This window comes from Pseudomonas sp. TH43 (genome assembly GCF_016650635.1).
In the GTDB taxonomy this organism is placed as follows: Bacteria; Pseudomonadota; Gammaproteobacteria; order Pseudomonadales; family Pseudomonadaceae; genus Aquipseudomonas.
Genome location: NZ_JAEKFI010000004.1, coordinates 228865 through 242822, shown reverse-complemented (window position 1 = coordinate 242822; position 13958 = coordinate 228865). Strand labels below are relative to the sequence as shown.

The following is a 13958-nucleotide window of genomic DNA, read 5'->3' as shown; positions in this document are numbered from 1 at the left end:
TAGATGTGCTTAAAAGTAGACAGGCCTCGCACATTTTCTGAAGTCGTGTCAGGCGGTTTTTTTTATTGAGGACACTGGGGTCAAATCTCTAGAAAAATTTTTATCTAGTGGTTCCCTCGAATGGCCCCAGCCGAAGTTTGAACACGTAGCTAATCCATTTATTTGAGGTTTCTTCCTCTGAGCTTAGCCATGCCTTGCTTGATGTAGCCAGCATTTTCACCAACCCTACATAGCGCACCTCGGACGTTTTCACCTACCTCAGTAAAGCCTTCTTTTTCTACTTGTAATGTTAGCTCCATAAGGGCCGCCTCTAACCCAAGCTGATTCTCATACATCCTGTCCAGTACATCAGATAACGAATATTCAAGTGACATAGATTCGACTCCTTTCGAAAAAATAAAAGCATAGCATCGGTTTTTGGGGAGGTTGGAAAGCATTGAAGGAGTTGAGGTACTCGATTGATTACGATTTTCAGCGATTTTTTATACGAAGGGGGGAGTGGTGTCTTGTCCCACCTCTATCACCCGAATACGATTTCTATCTCTGTTGAGCGTTGATGGGATGGGATTGAATGTTCAAAACGAGCCAGCCTTCTTCCAGCTCAAATAGCGTGTTACCAGCTCAGTCCCCAATTCCTGAGGCTGTGCATCCAGCGTAGTAACGCCATTAGCGATCAGATGTTCATGACACTCGTTGCGGGCATTCAAATAGTCAACAGTCCCGCAATATGCCAGCGCCTCATCCAAGGTTTGAATGGGCGTCTGCTGCAACTGGTCAATCGCTGATTCGCGCAGACTTGCTACTAGCACCCGATGTTGCTTTCTCAGGCGCTTGACCGCGCTCAGCAGTTCTTCATCGTCCTCCTCGCGCACATTGGTCACCAGCACTACCAGTGCCCGGCGCTTCTGCCGGGCGATCAGTGGACGGATCGCAGCCTGATAGTCCGCCGGGTGTTGACTGCTTTCGAGGTCGTAAACGCTATTGAGCAACACATTGAGCTGGGCGCTGCCTTTGACCGGGGCGATAAACCGCGGCTGATCGCTGGCGAAGGTCATCAACCCCACCGCGTCACCCTGACGCAACGCCACATAACTGAGCAGCAGACAGGCATTCAGTGCATGGTCAAAGTGCGACAGTTCATCGTCCTGACTGCGCATATTCCGGCCGCAATCGAGCATGAAGATGATTTGTTGATCACGTTCGTCCTGATACTCACGGGCGATCGGTGTGCGTTGCCGCGCGGTGGCTTTCCAGTCGATCTGGCGCAGGCTGTCGCCTTCACGGAATTCGCGCAGTTGATGAAATTCCAGACCCTGACCACGGCGCTGTTTTTGCCGCACGCCGAGCTGGCTGAGCCAGTTGTCCACCGCCAACAATTCACCGCCGTAGAACCGGGCGAAATCCGGGTAGACGCGAGTGTGGTCGGTGACGTCGAGCAGGCGTTTGCCTGACCATAAACCGAGCGGACTCGGCAGGTTTAGTTCGCAGTGTTCAAAGCTGAAGTGCCCGCGTTTGAGGGGGCGCAAGCGGTAGCCCACGTGGCTGATCCGGCCAGCTTGCAGCTCGATGCCTAGCGGCAGATTTTCAAAGCTCAGGCCATCCGGAACGTGATCAAAAAGCTGTATTTCCAGTGGTTCGCTGAAGTCGTGTTCGATCTCCAGCCGTATTTCACCCCAGCGACCGAGCGCGAGGCTGCCGGGCATTTGCCGTTTGACTCGTATGGCAGGCAGGCGCTTGAGGCGCAGCGCGTCGATTGTCGCCAGGGCCAACAGGGCCAGCAGCAAACCCCAGTTGATCGACAGCAGACTCGGCGGAATGTCGATATCGAGTGCCTGCAAGGTGCCGAGGGCAATGCCGATGGCCAGCAGCAGTGTCAGCCAGATCAATAGGAGTTTTGAGGGTTTCATGGCGTGGCACCGGACTGTCTGCTGAAAAGATCGCAGCCTGCGCCAGCTCCTGCATGGCACACCTGTAGGAGCTGGCGAAGGCTGCGATCTTTTCTGCTCAAAACGGGTTTCATAGGCGCGGCGCCGGGACTTGGTCGAGCAATTGCTGCAACACCTGATCGACCTGCAGCCCTTCGATGTCCAGCTCCGGCGCGACGCGCACGCGATGGCGCAGCACGGCCAGCGCGCAGCCCTTGATGTCGTCGGGAATCACGAACTCGCCACCGCGCAACAACGCTCGGGCGCGGGCGCAGCGCACCAGTGCAATAGAGGCGCGCGGCCCGGCGCCCAACGTCAGGCCCGGCCACGTGCGGGTGCTGCGCGCCAGGCGTACGGCATAATCGAGCACCTGATCATCCAGCGGCAGATCACTGGCGATGCGCTGCAATGCTTGCACATCTTTGGCTTGCAACACGGTGCGCAGCGGCTGCACATCAAGCATGTCGGCGCGGGTCGAGCGGCTGACCTGACGCACCATGTTCAGTTCTTGTTCGGCGTCGGGGTAATCCATGCGCACCTTGAGCATGAAGCGGTCGAGTTCAGCTTCCGGCAGTGGATAGGTGCCTTCCTGTTCGATCGGGTTCTGCGTCGCCAGCACCATGAACGGCTGAGCGATCGGCAAGGCACGACCTTCGAGTGTCACTTGGCGCTCCTGCATGGCTTCGAGCAGCGCCGCCTGAGTTTTTGCCGGGGCGCGGTTGATTTCGTCGGCCAGCAACAGATTGGTGAACAGTGGGCCTTTGCGCAGCTTGAACTGTTCGGTCTGCAGGTCGTACACGGCGTGACCGGTGACGTCGCTGGGCATCAGGTCCGGGGTGAACTGAATCCGCGCGAATTCGCCGCCAAAGCAACGGGCCAATGCTCGCACCAGCAAGGTTTTACCCAGCCCCGGCACGCCTTCAAGCAGCACGTGACCGCCAGCGATCAACGCGGTGAGCACGTCGTCGATCACCTCGCTCTGGCCGATCACGGCTTTGTGCAATTCGCTGCGAACCGCTTGCGCCAGTTGACTGGCGCGCTGGCGTTGCTGGGCGGCGTGGCTGGCGCTGCCGGGCTCGGTCTGTTCACTCATAGCGTATTCCTCAAGGTTTGCAGGTGGGCGACCTGACGGCAGAACTCGGCGCTGGACAAGCGTTGGTTCGGCACAGGGCTCAGGGCCTGGCTGATGGCGCGGGTCGGCTGACGGGTCAGGCGCGACAGCGCCAACCATTGTTCGGCAACGTTCAATCGATCAAAACCGGGATGGCGACGGCGCGCACGGCGCAACACGTCTTGTTGCAAGGCTTGCAACAGTGCTTGCTGACCGTTGTGGCGCAGGAGGAAATCGGCGCTGGCGCGCAAGTGTTCCTGCAACTGCCGACGCCCGCTCGGGGCCGGTGCCTGAAGCGGGCCATGGCGCACGCCGACATGCCACAGCCACAGGCCGATCAAGGCGAGCAGGGCGACGATGGCCTGCGGGAAATAGCGCCAGAGCAAGGTCAGCAACCCGTCGTGCTCAGTGCTGTAGATCAACGTGACGTTGGTGTCGGCGCTCAGGTACCAGAGCAACCAGGCGTTGTCGTATTGATCGATGGCTTTGTTTTTCCACAGATCGGCGTCGGTGACCACCGTGACCGAGCCGAGGCTGTAGGGCAGTTGCATCATGTGCGTGGCCTTGGCGCTGTTGGCCCAGGCCTGAGCGAGATTCTTTGGGTCGTCGAGGTGGAAATCGGTGTCGAAGCCGGCGTAGGCCGGTGCGTCCTCGTCTTCCAGATAGAGCTTGGTCAGCTTGGGGAAGCGGTCCTGTTCTAGGTCGGCGGGCGGCTCTTTGAGATCCTTGCTCAAGGATTGATGCAGTTGCACCCGATCGAGCAGCAGGTCGTTACTTTGTTTGGTCTGCTCATCCCACAGCGATTCGGCGACGAACACCAGGCGCCCGCCGGCGCGTGTCCAGTTCAACACTTGATCGACCTGACGCGGGGTCATCCGTGAGCGGTCGTTGAACAGCAGCAAAGTGTGTCGGCGCGGATCGATATCCGGCAGCACCGCGAGGCTCTCGGCGTGGCTGACGTTGAGGCCGCGTTCACGCAAAAACAGTTCCGCCGCCAGATACGGATTGGCTTGTGCATCAGGCGAGGGGCCGTGATCGATTTCTTCCTGATAGGGCTTGGCCTTGAGGAAAAGGAAAATGCTCAACGCCGCCAGCAGAGCGACGATCAATGCGCCGACGCACCACAGGGTACGGCGACTCAACGGGTGGCTCCGTGGCCGAACAAGGCGCGCCAGCCCTCGCATAATTCCTGTTGCAGGTGCGCCGCCGGGACCCGATGCCCGTAGGCCATGTGTTGCCAATGCGTGGTCAGGTGGCGACTGAAGGTGAGCAGTTCGGGGCGCTGCATGTGCTCGATGCGCGCGAGTACCTGACTTTCAGTGTCGGCGGGTTTCAGCGTCAGATCAAAATCGTGGAGCAAATGGCTGAGCAAGCCTCGATAGAGCAGGCTCAACGCCGCACGTGGCTGGGTGGGCCAGAGTTGCTCGGCGTTGGCGGCGATGTCGTCGGGCAACGTGTCGCGGTTCAAGTCCAGGCCGAAGGCTTGTTGCGGCAGCGTGCGTTGTGGCTTGGCCGGCAGTCGCGGCCGTCGGCTGACAAACGCTTGCAGAAATTCGCGGTAGCGCCAGAGCAACCAGCCGAACGCGGCAATCACGATGCCCCACAGCAGCACCTCAATGAGCTTGGCCAGACCGTCGAGGTGCTGGCCGTCTAGCCAGCCCAGCAGGGTTTTCAGCCATGGCGGTGCTTCGCCGGGTTTTGTCTCTTTGGCCTGCGCTGCCGGGTCGTCACCGAAGCGATAACGGGTGACGGATTCCTTGTTCTTGAACGGCGGCTGTTCGAGCAGGGCTTTGATGTTGTCGCGTGAGGCCTGGCTGGTCAGCGGCTGATTCAACAAGCGCGGTGCATTGGGGCCTGTATCGGCTTCGGCGGCCCAGACCGAGGGCACGTTCGGCAGTACCAGACAGACCGCCAGCAGCAGACCGAGTACGCCGTTGTTCAGGCGTTGGCGCAAGCGGCGGAAGACCAGTTCAATGTCCCAGGCTTCCAGTTGCGTGCGTCGATTCAGATAAAGGCTGAAGCCGCAGGCGACGTAAATCGGTTCCCAGACCACCAGCACCAACGCGTAAAAGGCATTGGTCAGGTGTTCGAGCCAGCGCCAGTCCTGATCCGCCGCGAGGATCAGTGACTGCCAATCCCAATCGGTTTCTACCTGCTGCGGCAGCAACAGGTAGAACAGCACCATCAGGCCGATCCACAGCGCCGTTTCCAGGTGTACGCCGATGAGGGTCAGCCATTGCGCGGCGCCGGCATTGCGCTGCAGCAGAACGTTCAGGCGTTGTTGGCGGGCACTGCCATCGAGGCCTTCGAGTTGCACCACCGGCATCAGGAAGCTGCGGCTCAAACTCAGGCGGCGCCAGGTCAGGCTGGCCAGCAGTTGCGGTTTGAGCAAGCGTGGCCACTCGCGCAACGCTTGTTTGAGCGTCGGTGTTTCGCCGAACAGGGCTTTCGACAGGATGTACAGCGGCAGGCGTTCGTACGCCGGTTTTAGCCACCAGAAAATAAACACCGCCAGCGACGGTGAGTCCCAGAACACCATGCTCAGCAGAGCGAACAGCGGCAGGGTGACGATCGCCCAACTGGTCATCAGCAGGCGTCGATGCTGCTGGCTCATGAGCACGCCCAGGTCCATGGCTTCCCAGGTGGTGCGCGGCCGCAGCACGACAGTGGCGTCACTCAGGCGCATGGCGCGTCCTTCCGGCGAACAGCAGATAAGCCGCCACCAAACCCCAGAGTCCGGCGCCGACCAGATATTGGGTCTGCGGTGCCAGACTGTTTTTCGACGACCAATAGGCTTCAATGAACGCCGCGATGAGCAGGAACAGCATGACCCCGCAGATCAGCAATACGCTCTTGCGCGCAGCGTGTTTCAACGCCTCGGCGCGGGTCAGGCGCCCAGGGGCGATCAAGGCCCAACCCAGTTTCAGACCGGCCGCGCCAGCAAGGGCGATGGCCGTCAGTTCGAAGGCGCCATGGCCGATGACGAATGGCCAGAAAGTCTGGCCGAAACCGATTTCGGTCAGGTGCCCGGCGACGGCGCCGATGACCAGCCCGTTGTAAAACAGAAAGAACGCGCTGCCCACGCCCATCAGCAAGCCACTGGCGAAGGTCTGAAAGGCGATGCCGATGTTGTGCATCACGTAGTAACCGAACATCACCCAGTCTTCGCTCGCGGCGCGGTCGGCGGGGCGCCCCAGGTGGCCGGCGACGGGGTCGTACATGCCTTGCATCTCGCGCACTTGATCGGCGGGTATCAGGTTGTAGACCAGTTCGGGAAACACATAGACCAACACAGCGACGCCGAGCAGGCTGCCGAAGAACAGCAGGCCGGCGACGAGTACAAACGGCCATTCGGCACGCACCAGTCGCGGGAGGTCGGCGAGGATGAAACTCAGCAGATTGGCGCCGAGGCGGCTGCGATGACGGTACAGCTGCTGATGACCGCGTAGCACTTGCTGCTGCAACGAGTCGATCAGGAAACTGCTGTAGCCGCGTTCCTGCGCCAGCGCCAAATGCTGGCAAAGTCGGCGATAGGCTTTGGGGAAAGCGGCGACCTGCGAGGTGTCCTTGCCGCGCTCAAGGCGTTCGAGGGCCAGCGCAAAACGCTCCCATTCGGCCTTGTGGCGACTTTCGAAAAGGCTTTGCTTCATGTCGGCCCCAACAAACCGCGAGCGATAGCGTTGAGTTCAGCCACGGCTTTCGGCGCGCTGATATGCAGCGGCTGAGCGAGCAGGGCGGCCAGTTCGTTGACCCGCGCCGGTGACAATTCGCCCTGACGCTCGGCGAAACCGAGCACGGCGCGTTGCTCGCTGAGCGTGAGGATGACGGGCGAGCGCCGAGATTCGACTTCGGGCAGTTGCGGCCGGGTCAGCGGACGTTCGCTGTACACGACAAGGGTGCCGGCAGCGATGTCGCCGAGGCGTTTGAAGGCCGGATGGTGCAGGCAACTGAGGGTGCCGAGGAAGTAACCGAACGGCAGCAGATCGACGAAGCGCAGCAGGTTGCGCAGTAACGATGCCGACCAACCCACGGGTGTGCCGTCATCGTGCACCACGCGCAGGCCCATCCACTGTTTACCCGGCGAGCGGCCCTGACGTAGCACTTCGAACAGCACCATGTACCACCAACTGATCGCGAACAGCAGCAGCGACCCAAGGCCCATGCCGAGCTTGCCGAGAAACGCCAGCACGATAAACAGTACGGCCATGATCACGCCGCGAATGCCCAGGTCGATGCTGAACGCCACGGCCCGCACCATCAACCCGGCGGGACGCAAAGGCAGGTCGATGCCTTCCGGCGTTTCGACCTGATGCCGCGTGTCCAGCGGCGGGGTCAGCGGTGCTTTCCTTGGCGGTGCTGTGGGCTCGAGCATGGGCTACCTGATGTTCGCCTGTTCTGAGTGCAAGTGCGTCCGATGCTAGCAGCCTCTCGGGGGGAAACGACATAACTATGTATTGCACCGCGTGTGAAGCAACGTACTGAAATGACGCGAGGCTGGCCGCGACAAGGGTTGAGCGCCTAGACTTTGCCGATCTTCAGTTCAGGAACCGCCCGTGACTTCCATCTTCTGGTACGACTACGAAACCACTGGCATCAATCCGCGTTGCGACCGCCCGCTGCAGGTCGCCGGGATTCGCACCGACCATGAGCTCAACGAAATCGACGAGCCGGTCAACCTCTACTGCCAACCCAGCGAAGACATCCTGCCGCACCCGGCGGCGTGTGCAATTACCGGCATCACCCCCAGCCAGCTCGCCGAAAAAGGTTTGAGCGAGGCCGATTTCATGACCCGGGTACACGCACAGCTGGCCGCGCCCGGCACCTGTGGCGCCGGGTACAACACTTTGCGTTTCGATGACGAGATGACGCGTTACAGCCTCTATCGCAATTTCTTCGATCCCTACGCGCGTGAATGGCAGGGCGGCAACAGTCGCTGGGATCTGATCGATGTGGTGCGCGCCGCTTATGCATTGCGCCCGGACGGCCTGGTCTGGCCGACCGATGACGAGGGCCGGGTGACGCTCAAGCTCGAACGCCTGACCGCCGCCAACAATATTGATCACGGGCACGCCCACGAAGCCTTGTCGGATGTGCGCGCGACCATCGCGCTGGCAAAACTGATTCGCGAAAAGCAGCCGAAGCTCTATGACTGGCTGTTTCAGTTGCGCAGCAAACAGAAGGTGATGGATCAGATTCGCCTGTTGCAGCCTATGGTGCACATCTCCGGGCGTTTCTCGGCGGCGCGCAGTTATGTCGGTGTGGTCATGCCTTTGGCCTGGCACCCGAAAAACCGCAATGCGCTGATTGTCTGCGACCTGCACCTTGATCCGCAGGGCTTGCTCGATCTGGACGCCCAGACGCTGCGCCAGCGCCTCTACACGCGCCGCGATGATTTGCTGGAAGGCGAATTGCCGGTGCCGCTCAAACTGATTCACATCAACCGTTGCCCGGTTGTTGCGCCGCTGTCGGTATTGCGTGCACAAGATCAACAGCGACTGGGCCTGGACATGGCGCTGTATGAGGAACGCGCACTGCGGCTAACTGCCGCACAACAAGTTTTGAAAGATAAAGTCGCAGCGATTTATGCCAGCGAAGATTTCACCCCGAGCGAAGACCCGGAGCAACAGTTGTACGACGGATTTATCGGTGATCGAGATCGGCGCCTGTGCGAGCAAGTGAGATCGGCTGACCCGGCACAATTAGCACAAGAGCAATGGCCTTTCGATGATGAACGTTTGCCTGAATTACTCTTTCGATATCGAGCGCGTAACTTTCCCGAGACGTTGAGTTTTGAAGAGCAAGAGCGCTGGAGAATATTTTGCCGGCAGCGATTGTCGGCGCCGGAGTGGGGCGCGCCAAATACCGTGTCATCTTTTATCGAAACCGCAGAGCAATGGCTGCAAAGTGCGACGCCGATGCAGAGCGCGGTGCTCAATGAATGGCAGAGTTATGTCCAGACATTGCGCAAACGTTTGGACGTTTGAAATCGAACATGTTCAGCGCAAATGGCGCGCATAAAAAAACGCCAGCATTTGCTGGCGTTTCTTTTTTTGTCACTGATCGGTCAGCGACGGGCGTTGCGGCTTAGCCCAGCAGGGTAGCCCAGCCTTCAACCACGTCACCGCCCCACTTGGCTTTCCACTCTTTCAGAGTTTTGTGGTTGCCACCTTTGGTTTCGATGACTTCGCCGTTGTGCGGGTTTTTGTATTGTTTAACTTTGCGAGCACGCTTGGTGCCAGTAGTTTTTACTGCGCCGCCACGGGGTGCTTTGGTTTTCGATTCTGGATCCAGCAGCGCGATGATGTCACGCAGCGACTTGGAGTATTCGCCCATCAGGGTGCGCAGTTTGCCTTCGAATTCCAGCTCGGTTTGCAGTTTGTCGTCTTGAGACAGGTTCTTCAAACGGGCTTGCAGCTCTTTGATTGCTTCTTCGGTGGCGCGATATTCGTTGATCAAGGACATGTGAACTACCTTACGTGGAGGTGTTGAATGGCAGGGGACAGTGTCGCAATAATAGTCAGGCTGTTTCATCAAGTAAACATTTAACCGGACTTTTTATTTAAATTAGTTGCGGGAAATAGCCGTAAATTGATTGTTCAGTTAAATAGTGTGATGCAGTCATCACCCATATTCACAATTATGTGTTGAGTAGGTGCCATTACGGCGCCATCACATTGACGTTTATCGCCGTCAAAAAGCCGTGTTCTGACGCGCGAGCCAGGCCGGCGCTCATCAATACTGCAGTTTTTCCGCGCAGTCGCTAGAATGGCGGCCTTTGCGAAGTTCTGGAGTTTCCCCCTCATGCGCACTTTTCGGCTGGTGATTTCTTGCCCGGACCGCGTTGGCATCGTTGCCAAAGTCAGTAATTTTCTGGCAGCCCACAATGGCTGGATCACCGAAGCGAGCCACCACTCGGATAATCAGGTCGGCTGGTTCTTCATGCGTCACGAGATTCGTGCCGATTCGTTGCCTTTCGGTATTGAAGAATTACGCGAGAAGTTTGCCCCGATCGCTGAAGAGTTCTCGATGGACTGGCGCATTACCGACACCGAGCAGAAGAAGCGCGTGGTGTTGATGGCCAGTCGCGAATCCCACTGCCTGGCGGATTTGCTGCACCGCTGGCACAGCGATGAGCTGGACTGCGAAATTTCCTGCGTGATTTCCAACCACGATGACCTGCGCAGCATGGTCGAGTGGCACGGCATTCCTTATTACCACGTCCCGGTCAATCCGCAGGACAAGCAACCGGCGTTCAACGAAGTGTCGCGTCTGGTCAAACAGCACGATGCTGAAGTGGTGGTGCTGGCGCGCTACATGCAAATCCTGCCGCCGGACATGTGCCGCGAATACGCGCACAAGGTCATCAACATTCACCACAGCTTCCTGCCGTCGTTCGTCGGCGCCAAGCCGTACCACCAGGCTTCCCTGCGTGGCGTGAAACTGATCGGTGCGACTTGCCACTACGTCACCGAAGAGCTGGATGCCGGCCCGATCATCGAGCAGGACGTGGTGCGTGTCAGCCACAGCGACAGCATTGAAGACATGGTGCGTTTCGGCCGTGATGTCGAGAAGATGGTGCTGGCCCGCGGCTTGCGTTATCACCTCGAGGATCGCGTGCTGGTGCACGGCAACAAGACTGTGGTGTTCTGATCGAACCTGCGCGAGCTTGAAAAACGAAGGGTCTGGGCGTTCAATCGCTCCAGGCCCTTCGCCGTTTCTACCCAGAGGAAAAGCCTGATGAGCGATCCACTCGACAAAGCCACTTCCAAGGCTCCCGCTACGTTGGGCGAAGGGTGTTTGAGTCGCTACGACCCGGAGGACATGAGCCCGGAGGATGGCACCGAGTTTCCCGGTGCGGCCGAGTTGTGGGAACAATTGCAAGATAAGTCCGACGACAAGGGCGACGATGCCTGAACCGAGACCCTGTAGGCGCTGAGGGAGGCTGCGATCTTTTAAGCCTGGCCCACCTTCATCAGTTTCCGCAACAGCGGCCGCCCCAGCATCAATAGGAACACCGGGCCACCGACCAGCAGGTAAAAGTAATACGTCACCACCCGCCAGATCAGAATCGCCGCCGCTGCCGTCGATTTCCCCACCATCGGCGCCAACAGGGCCGCCGAAGTCAATTCCGCCGCCCCCGCACCGCCCGGCAACAAACTGAACTGCCCGGCGCCCAGCGAAAGCATCTGCACCAGAAAACTCCACGCCCACTGCAAGTCCGCGCCCAACCCGCGCAGCGCCAGATACAGCACGCTGTAGCGCAGCAGCCAATGCACGCAGGTCAGGGCGAACACCTTGACCAAGGTTTGCCAGGGCAATTTCAACGTGTCGGTAAACGCTGCGAGAAAGTGCAGCAGCTTGCGCGCCCAACGGCGCCGGGTGCCGGCCTTGACGTTCATCCTCGCCAACAGTCGCCCGCTCAGACGGATCAGGGCGCGGTGATAACGTGCCAGCAACACGCAACTGAACAGCCCGCCGAACAACGACACGGCGCTGACCATCAGGAGCCATTCGAGGCGGTCACTGAGGTGCTGAAACAGCGCGTAAATCAGAATCCCGCTCAGCGCACAGAGAAAGAACAGCAGATCGCTGAGCTGGTCCATGGCAAACACCGCACTGCCGCGCGCCGGGCGTACACCGCTGCGTGCCAGCAATGCCATGATCGTCAGTGGGCCACCACTGCCTCCGGGGGTGGCGCAATAGGCAAATTCAGCGGCCATGACCACGCCGAGACTTTTCATCGGTGTCACCCGATCGCGCTGATCGCCGAGCAACAAACGTAAACGCAACGTATTGATGCCCCAGCAGAGCAGGATCATGCCGAACATGATCAGCAGCCATTGCAGCGGAAAACTTTGCAGACGAGCCCACGTGTCGCCGCCGCCCAGCACAACAGGGATCAGCACGGCCGCGAGCAAGCCGATCAGTAACAGAATGCCGCGACTCATGCGGCGCGTCCCGCTTGACCGCGCTGTTGGCTCAGCCAGTTGATTTTGCTCATCGGTACGCGTCCATCCGCCAGCAGTTGTTGAAGGGTGTGCAGCCAGTAATCACGGGAAAAGCGGTGACGCATGTCTACGGGGTGCAAGCCTAGCCGAATCACCGGCGCCTGGCGCCAGCGCTGTTGCCGCTGATCGCTGACAATTTTTGACAGGCCTCGGCGCCAAGCGCTGCGGGCGCTCCAGACCAGACCGGGGGCGGCTATGGGGGTAAAGTCCGGTAGACGATAAAGATGTTGCGGATCGCTGGTGTAACTCAGTGGCAACTGGCGCAAGGCTTGCCGGGTGCCGTCGCTCATCAGCCACGCCGGGGCGACAAAACCGTGCAGTGGCCAGTCGTGGCGCCGGAACACTTCCATGCCGGCGTGCAGGCGGGCAAGGGCGGCGTCACGGGACAATCGATAGAACTCGCCTTCATGGGTATAGACGCGGCGGATGAACCAGTCGCGTGGGGTGTGCGGGCCGGGTTCCTGATCGTCATGGTAAAAACCATGCAGCGCCAGCTCGTCACCGAGGGCAACGCGTTCGCTGAGCATTCGACAAAACGCCGGGTGAGCGTCGAGCGTGTCGTGGCGGTGGAAGTCCGGTACGACGAGCCACGTCATCGGCACGTTGCCCAAGGCGTCGATCGCTTCGACAAACGGCTGGTAATCCGCCCACGTCGAAGGCGCCACATCGTGCAGCACCAGCAACACGGCGGGTTTGGCGAGGGGCTCAGCCATTGGCAACCTTGGGCCGTGAGTGACCGAGCACGGCGTGATAGTGACCCAGCAGGCTGTCGACCACTGTGTCCCAGGCGTAATGCTGTTCGACGTGTTGCCGCGCTTGTTCGCCAAGCCGGGTGCTGCCGCGACTGAACAGTTCACGCACGGCATTGGCCATCGCCTGCGGATTATTTGGCGTGCAGAGCAGGCCACAGGATTGCTCGACGATTTCTTTGAAAGCGCCAGCCGCCACCGCCACCACCGGAATACCGCAGGCCATGGCTTCAAGGATCACCAGCCCGAAGGTTTCCTGGTCGCCGGCATGCAGCAGCGCATCGGCGCTGGCCATCAATTGCGCAACCCTGTGCGCCGGGCAGAATTCATTGATCACACTGACGTTGTCCGGCACCACGGCGGGCATCGACGACCCGACCAGCAACAGGTGATAACGCGGGCCCAGACGCTGCATGCATTTGAGCAGCACCGGCAGGTTTTTCTCTTTTGAACCACGCCCGGCGAAGATCAGCAGCCGGGTGTCGTCGGTTAGGCCGAGCTCCGCGCGCAGCTGCGAGTTGCGCGCCGCGGGGTGAAATGTATGCAGATCCACGCCCAGTGGCTGTACGTAAACATTGCGCACGCCGAGGCTGCTGAGTTTGTCGGCCATGATCTGGCTGGGCGCGAGCACCCGGTCGAAGTTGCCATAGAGCTTGGTGACGTACGCTTCGACATTCGGCGTGAGCCAATGGCCCATGCGATTACCGACCAGCAGCGGCAGGTCCGAGTGATAGAAGCCGATCACTGGCACGTCCAGTTGCCGGCGCGCATCCAGTGCGGCCCACGCGGTGAGGTATGGATCGCCGACTTCGATCAGATCGGGCTGTAAACCTTGCAGGACGTTTCGCCAGGGGGCGAGCCGAAGCGGGAAGCGATAACCCTTGCCAAAGGGCAGGGCGGGGGCGGGAACCGTGTAAACGCCGTTGTCTTCGCCCAAATGCGCACCGGGGATCAACAGGCTGTGGCGAATGCCGGGTTTGACGAGCAGTCGGCGATGTTTGGCATCCAGATATGTCCGTACGCCGCCGCTGGCCGGGGCGTAGAACATGGTGATGTCGGCGATGTGCACGGTGATCAACCCTCCGCTGCGTGGTTCTCCCTTGGTTGACCTTTATCCGGAATAGATGTTCGGTCGGGATTACGACGCAGGGGCAGGAGTAAATAG

General features: G+C 59.7%; 14 protein-coding genes. 3 read left to right on the top strand and 11 right to left on the bottom strand.

Annotation, left to right across the window (positions count from 1 at the left end; genetic code table 11):
* Positions 1-158 precede the first annotated feature (158 nt).
* The 7 genes from JFT81_RS17405 to JFT81_RS17375 all read right to left on the bottom strand — a co-directional run bounded on the left by JFT81_RS17405 (position 159) and on the right by JFT81_RS17375 (position 7408).
* Positions 159-374 carry a hypothetical protein gene (locus JFT81_RS17405; protein ID WP_201228280.1) on the bottom strand — a complete coding sequence of 72 codons (216 nt, stop codon included), beginning with the start codon at positions 372-374 and terminating at the stop codon, positions 159-161.
* A 201-nt stretch (positions 375-575) separates the two neighbouring features.
* Entirely contained in the window at positions 576-1907 is a 1332-nt protein-coding gene (locus JFT81_RS17400; protein ID WP_201228279.1) for a DUF58 domain-containing protein, read from the bottom strand.
* Positions 1908-2016: 109 nt separating this feature from the next.
* A complete protein-coding gene (locus JFT81_RS17395; RefSeq protein WP_201228278.1) occupies positions 2017-3018 on the bottom strand; it encodes a MoxR family ATPase in 1002 nt (333 codons plus the stop codon).
* On the bottom strand, positions 3015-4178 hold the full coding sequence (locus JFT81_RS17390; protein WP_201228277.1) for a DUF4350 domain-containing protein: 1164 nt from the start codon (positions 4176-4178) through the stop codon (positions 3015-3017). The genes JFT81_RS17395 and JFT81_RS17390 overlap by 4 nt, the downstream gene beginning before the upstream one ends.
* Positions 4175-5722 (bottom strand): DUF4129 domain-containing protein, encoded by a 1548-nt coding sequence (locus JFT81_RS17385; RefSeq protein ID WP_201228276.1) that lies wholly within the window; start codon positions 5720-5722, stop codon positions 4175-4177. The genes JFT81_RS17390 and JFT81_RS17385 overlap by 4 nt, the downstream gene beginning before the upstream one ends.
* Positions 5709-6686 carry a stage II sporulation protein M gene (locus JFT81_RS17380; protein WP_201228275.1) on the bottom strand — a complete coding sequence of 326 codons (978 nt, stop codon included), beginning with the start codon at positions 6684-6686 and terminating at the stop codon, positions 5709-5711. The genes JFT81_RS17385 and JFT81_RS17380 overlap by 14 nt, the downstream gene beginning before the upstream one ends.
* Positions 6683-7408 carry an RDD family protein gene (locus tag JFT81_RS17375; RefSeq protein WP_201228274.1) on the bottom strand — a complete coding sequence of 242 codons (726 nt, stop codon included), beginning with the start codon at positions 7406-7408 and terminating at the stop codon, positions 6683-6685. Before JFT81_RS17375 ends, JFT81_RS17380 begins: the two co-directional genes overlap by 4 nt.
* 181 nt (positions 7409-7589) lie before the next feature.
* Here JFT81_RS17375 and sbcB point away from each other — a divergent pair, with 181 nt between their 5' ends.
* A complete protein-coding gene (gene sbcB, locus JFT81_RS17370; protein WP_201228273.1) occupies positions 7590-9020 on the top strand; it encodes an exodeoxyribonuclease I in 1431 nt (476 codons plus the stop codon).
* Between the two features lie 100 nt (positions 9021-9120).
* Here the strand turns inward: sbcB and mvaT are convergent, their stop codons facing one another.
* Positions 9121-9498, bottom strand: coding sequence for a histone-like nucleoid-structuring protein MvaT (gene mvaT, locus JFT81_RS17365; protein ID WP_007933316.1), 378 nt, complete (start codon positions 9496-9498; stop codon positions 9121-9123).
* A gap of 339 nt (positions 9499-9837) precedes the next feature.
* Here mvaT and purU point away from each other — a divergent pair, with 339 nt between their 5' ends.
* The gene (gene purU, locus JFT81_RS17360; RefSeq protein WP_201147048.1) at positions 9838-10686 is read left to right on the top strand and encodes a formyltetrahydrofolate deformylase; all 849 of its coding nucleotides are present in this window, start codon (positions 9838-9840) and stop codon (positions 10684-10686) included.
* Positions 10687-10773: 87 nt separating this feature from the next.
* Positions 10774-10950, top strand: coding sequence for a hypothetical protein (locus tag JFT81_RS17355; RefSeq protein WP_201228272.1), 177 nt, complete (start codon positions 10774-10776; stop codon positions 10948-10950).
* Between the two features lie 38 nt (positions 10951-10988).
* On the opposite strand, the gene JFT81_RS17350 is transcribed toward JFT81_RS17355, so the two are convergent.
* From JFT81_RS17350 to JFT81_RS17340, 3 genes are read right to left on the bottom strand one after another with little or no spacing between them, the layout of a single operon-like run.
* Positions 10989-11984 carry a lysylphosphatidylglycerol synthase transmembrane domain-containing protein gene (locus tag JFT81_RS17350; protein ID WP_201228271.1) on the bottom strand — a complete coding sequence of 332 codons (996 nt, stop codon included), beginning with the start codon at positions 11982-11984 and terminating at the stop codon, positions 10989-10991.
* On the bottom strand, positions 11981-12757 hold the full coding sequence (locus JFT81_RS17345) for a polysaccharide deacetylase family protein (RefSeq protein WP_201228270.1): 777 nt from the start codon (positions 12755-12757) through the stop codon (positions 11981-11983). The genes JFT81_RS17350 and JFT81_RS17345 overlap by 4 nt, the downstream gene beginning before the upstream one ends.
* On the bottom strand, positions 12750-13841 hold the full coding sequence (locus JFT81_RS17340; RefSeq protein WP_201230574.1) for a glycosyltransferase family 1 protein: 1092 nt from the start codon (positions 13839-13841) through the stop codon (positions 12750-12752). The genes JFT81_RS17345 and JFT81_RS17340 overlap by 8 nt, the downstream gene beginning before the upstream one ends.
* Positions 13842-13958 lie beyond the last annotated feature (117 nt).

Excerpts from the sequence above, each read along its gene's own strand:
- JFT81_RS17405 (WP_201228280.1), bottom strand. The coding sequence starts at position 374 with ATGTCACTTGAATATTCGTTATCTGATGTACTGGACAGGATGTATGAG.
- JFT81_RS17400 (WP_201228279.1), bottom strand. The coding sequence starts at position 1,907 with ATGAAACCCTCAAAACTCCTATTGATCTGGCTGACACTGCTGCTGGCC.
- JFT81_RS17395 (WP_201228278.1), bottom strand. The coding sequence starts at position 3,018 with ATGAGTGAACAGACCGAGCCCGGCAGCGCCAGCCACGCCGCCCAGCAA.
- JFT81_RS17385 (WP_201228276.1), bottom strand. The coding sequence starts at position 5,722 with ATGCGCCTGAGTGACGCCACTGTCGTGCTGCGGCCGCGCACCACCTGG.
- JFT81_RS17380 (WP_201228275.1), bottom strand. The coding sequence starts at position 6,686 with ATGAAGCAAAGCCTTTTCGAAAGTCGCCACAAGGCCGAATGGGAGCGT.
- JFT81_RS17375 (WP_201228274.1), bottom strand. The coding sequence starts at position 7,408 with ATGCTCGAGCCCACAGCACCGCCAAGGAAAGCACCGCTGACCCCGCCG.
- mvaT (WP_007933316.1), bottom strand. The coding sequence starts at position 9,498 with ATGTCCTTGATCAACGAATATCGCGCCACCGAAGAAGCAATCAAAGAG.
- purU (WP_201147048.1), top strand. The coding sequence starts at position 9,838 with ATGCGCACTTTTCGGCTGGTGATTTCTTGCCCGGACCGCGTTGGCATC.
- JFT81_RS17355 (WP_201228272.1), top strand. The coding sequence starts at position 10,774 with ATGAGCGATCCACTCGACAAAGCCACTTCCAAGGCTCCCGCTACGTTG.
- JFT81_RS17350 (WP_201228271.1), bottom strand. The coding sequence starts at position 11,984 with ATGAGTCGCGGCATTCTGTTACTGATCGGCTTGCTCGCGGCCGTGCTG.
- JFT81_RS17345 (WP_201228270.1), bottom strand. The coding sequence starts at position 12,757 with ATGGCTGAGCCCCTCGCCAAACCCGCCGTGTTGCTGGTGCTGCACGAT.
- JFT81_RS17340 (WP_201230574.1), bottom strand. The coding sequence starts at position 13,841 with ATGTTCTACGCCCCGGCCAGCGGCGGCGTACGGACATATCTGGATGCC.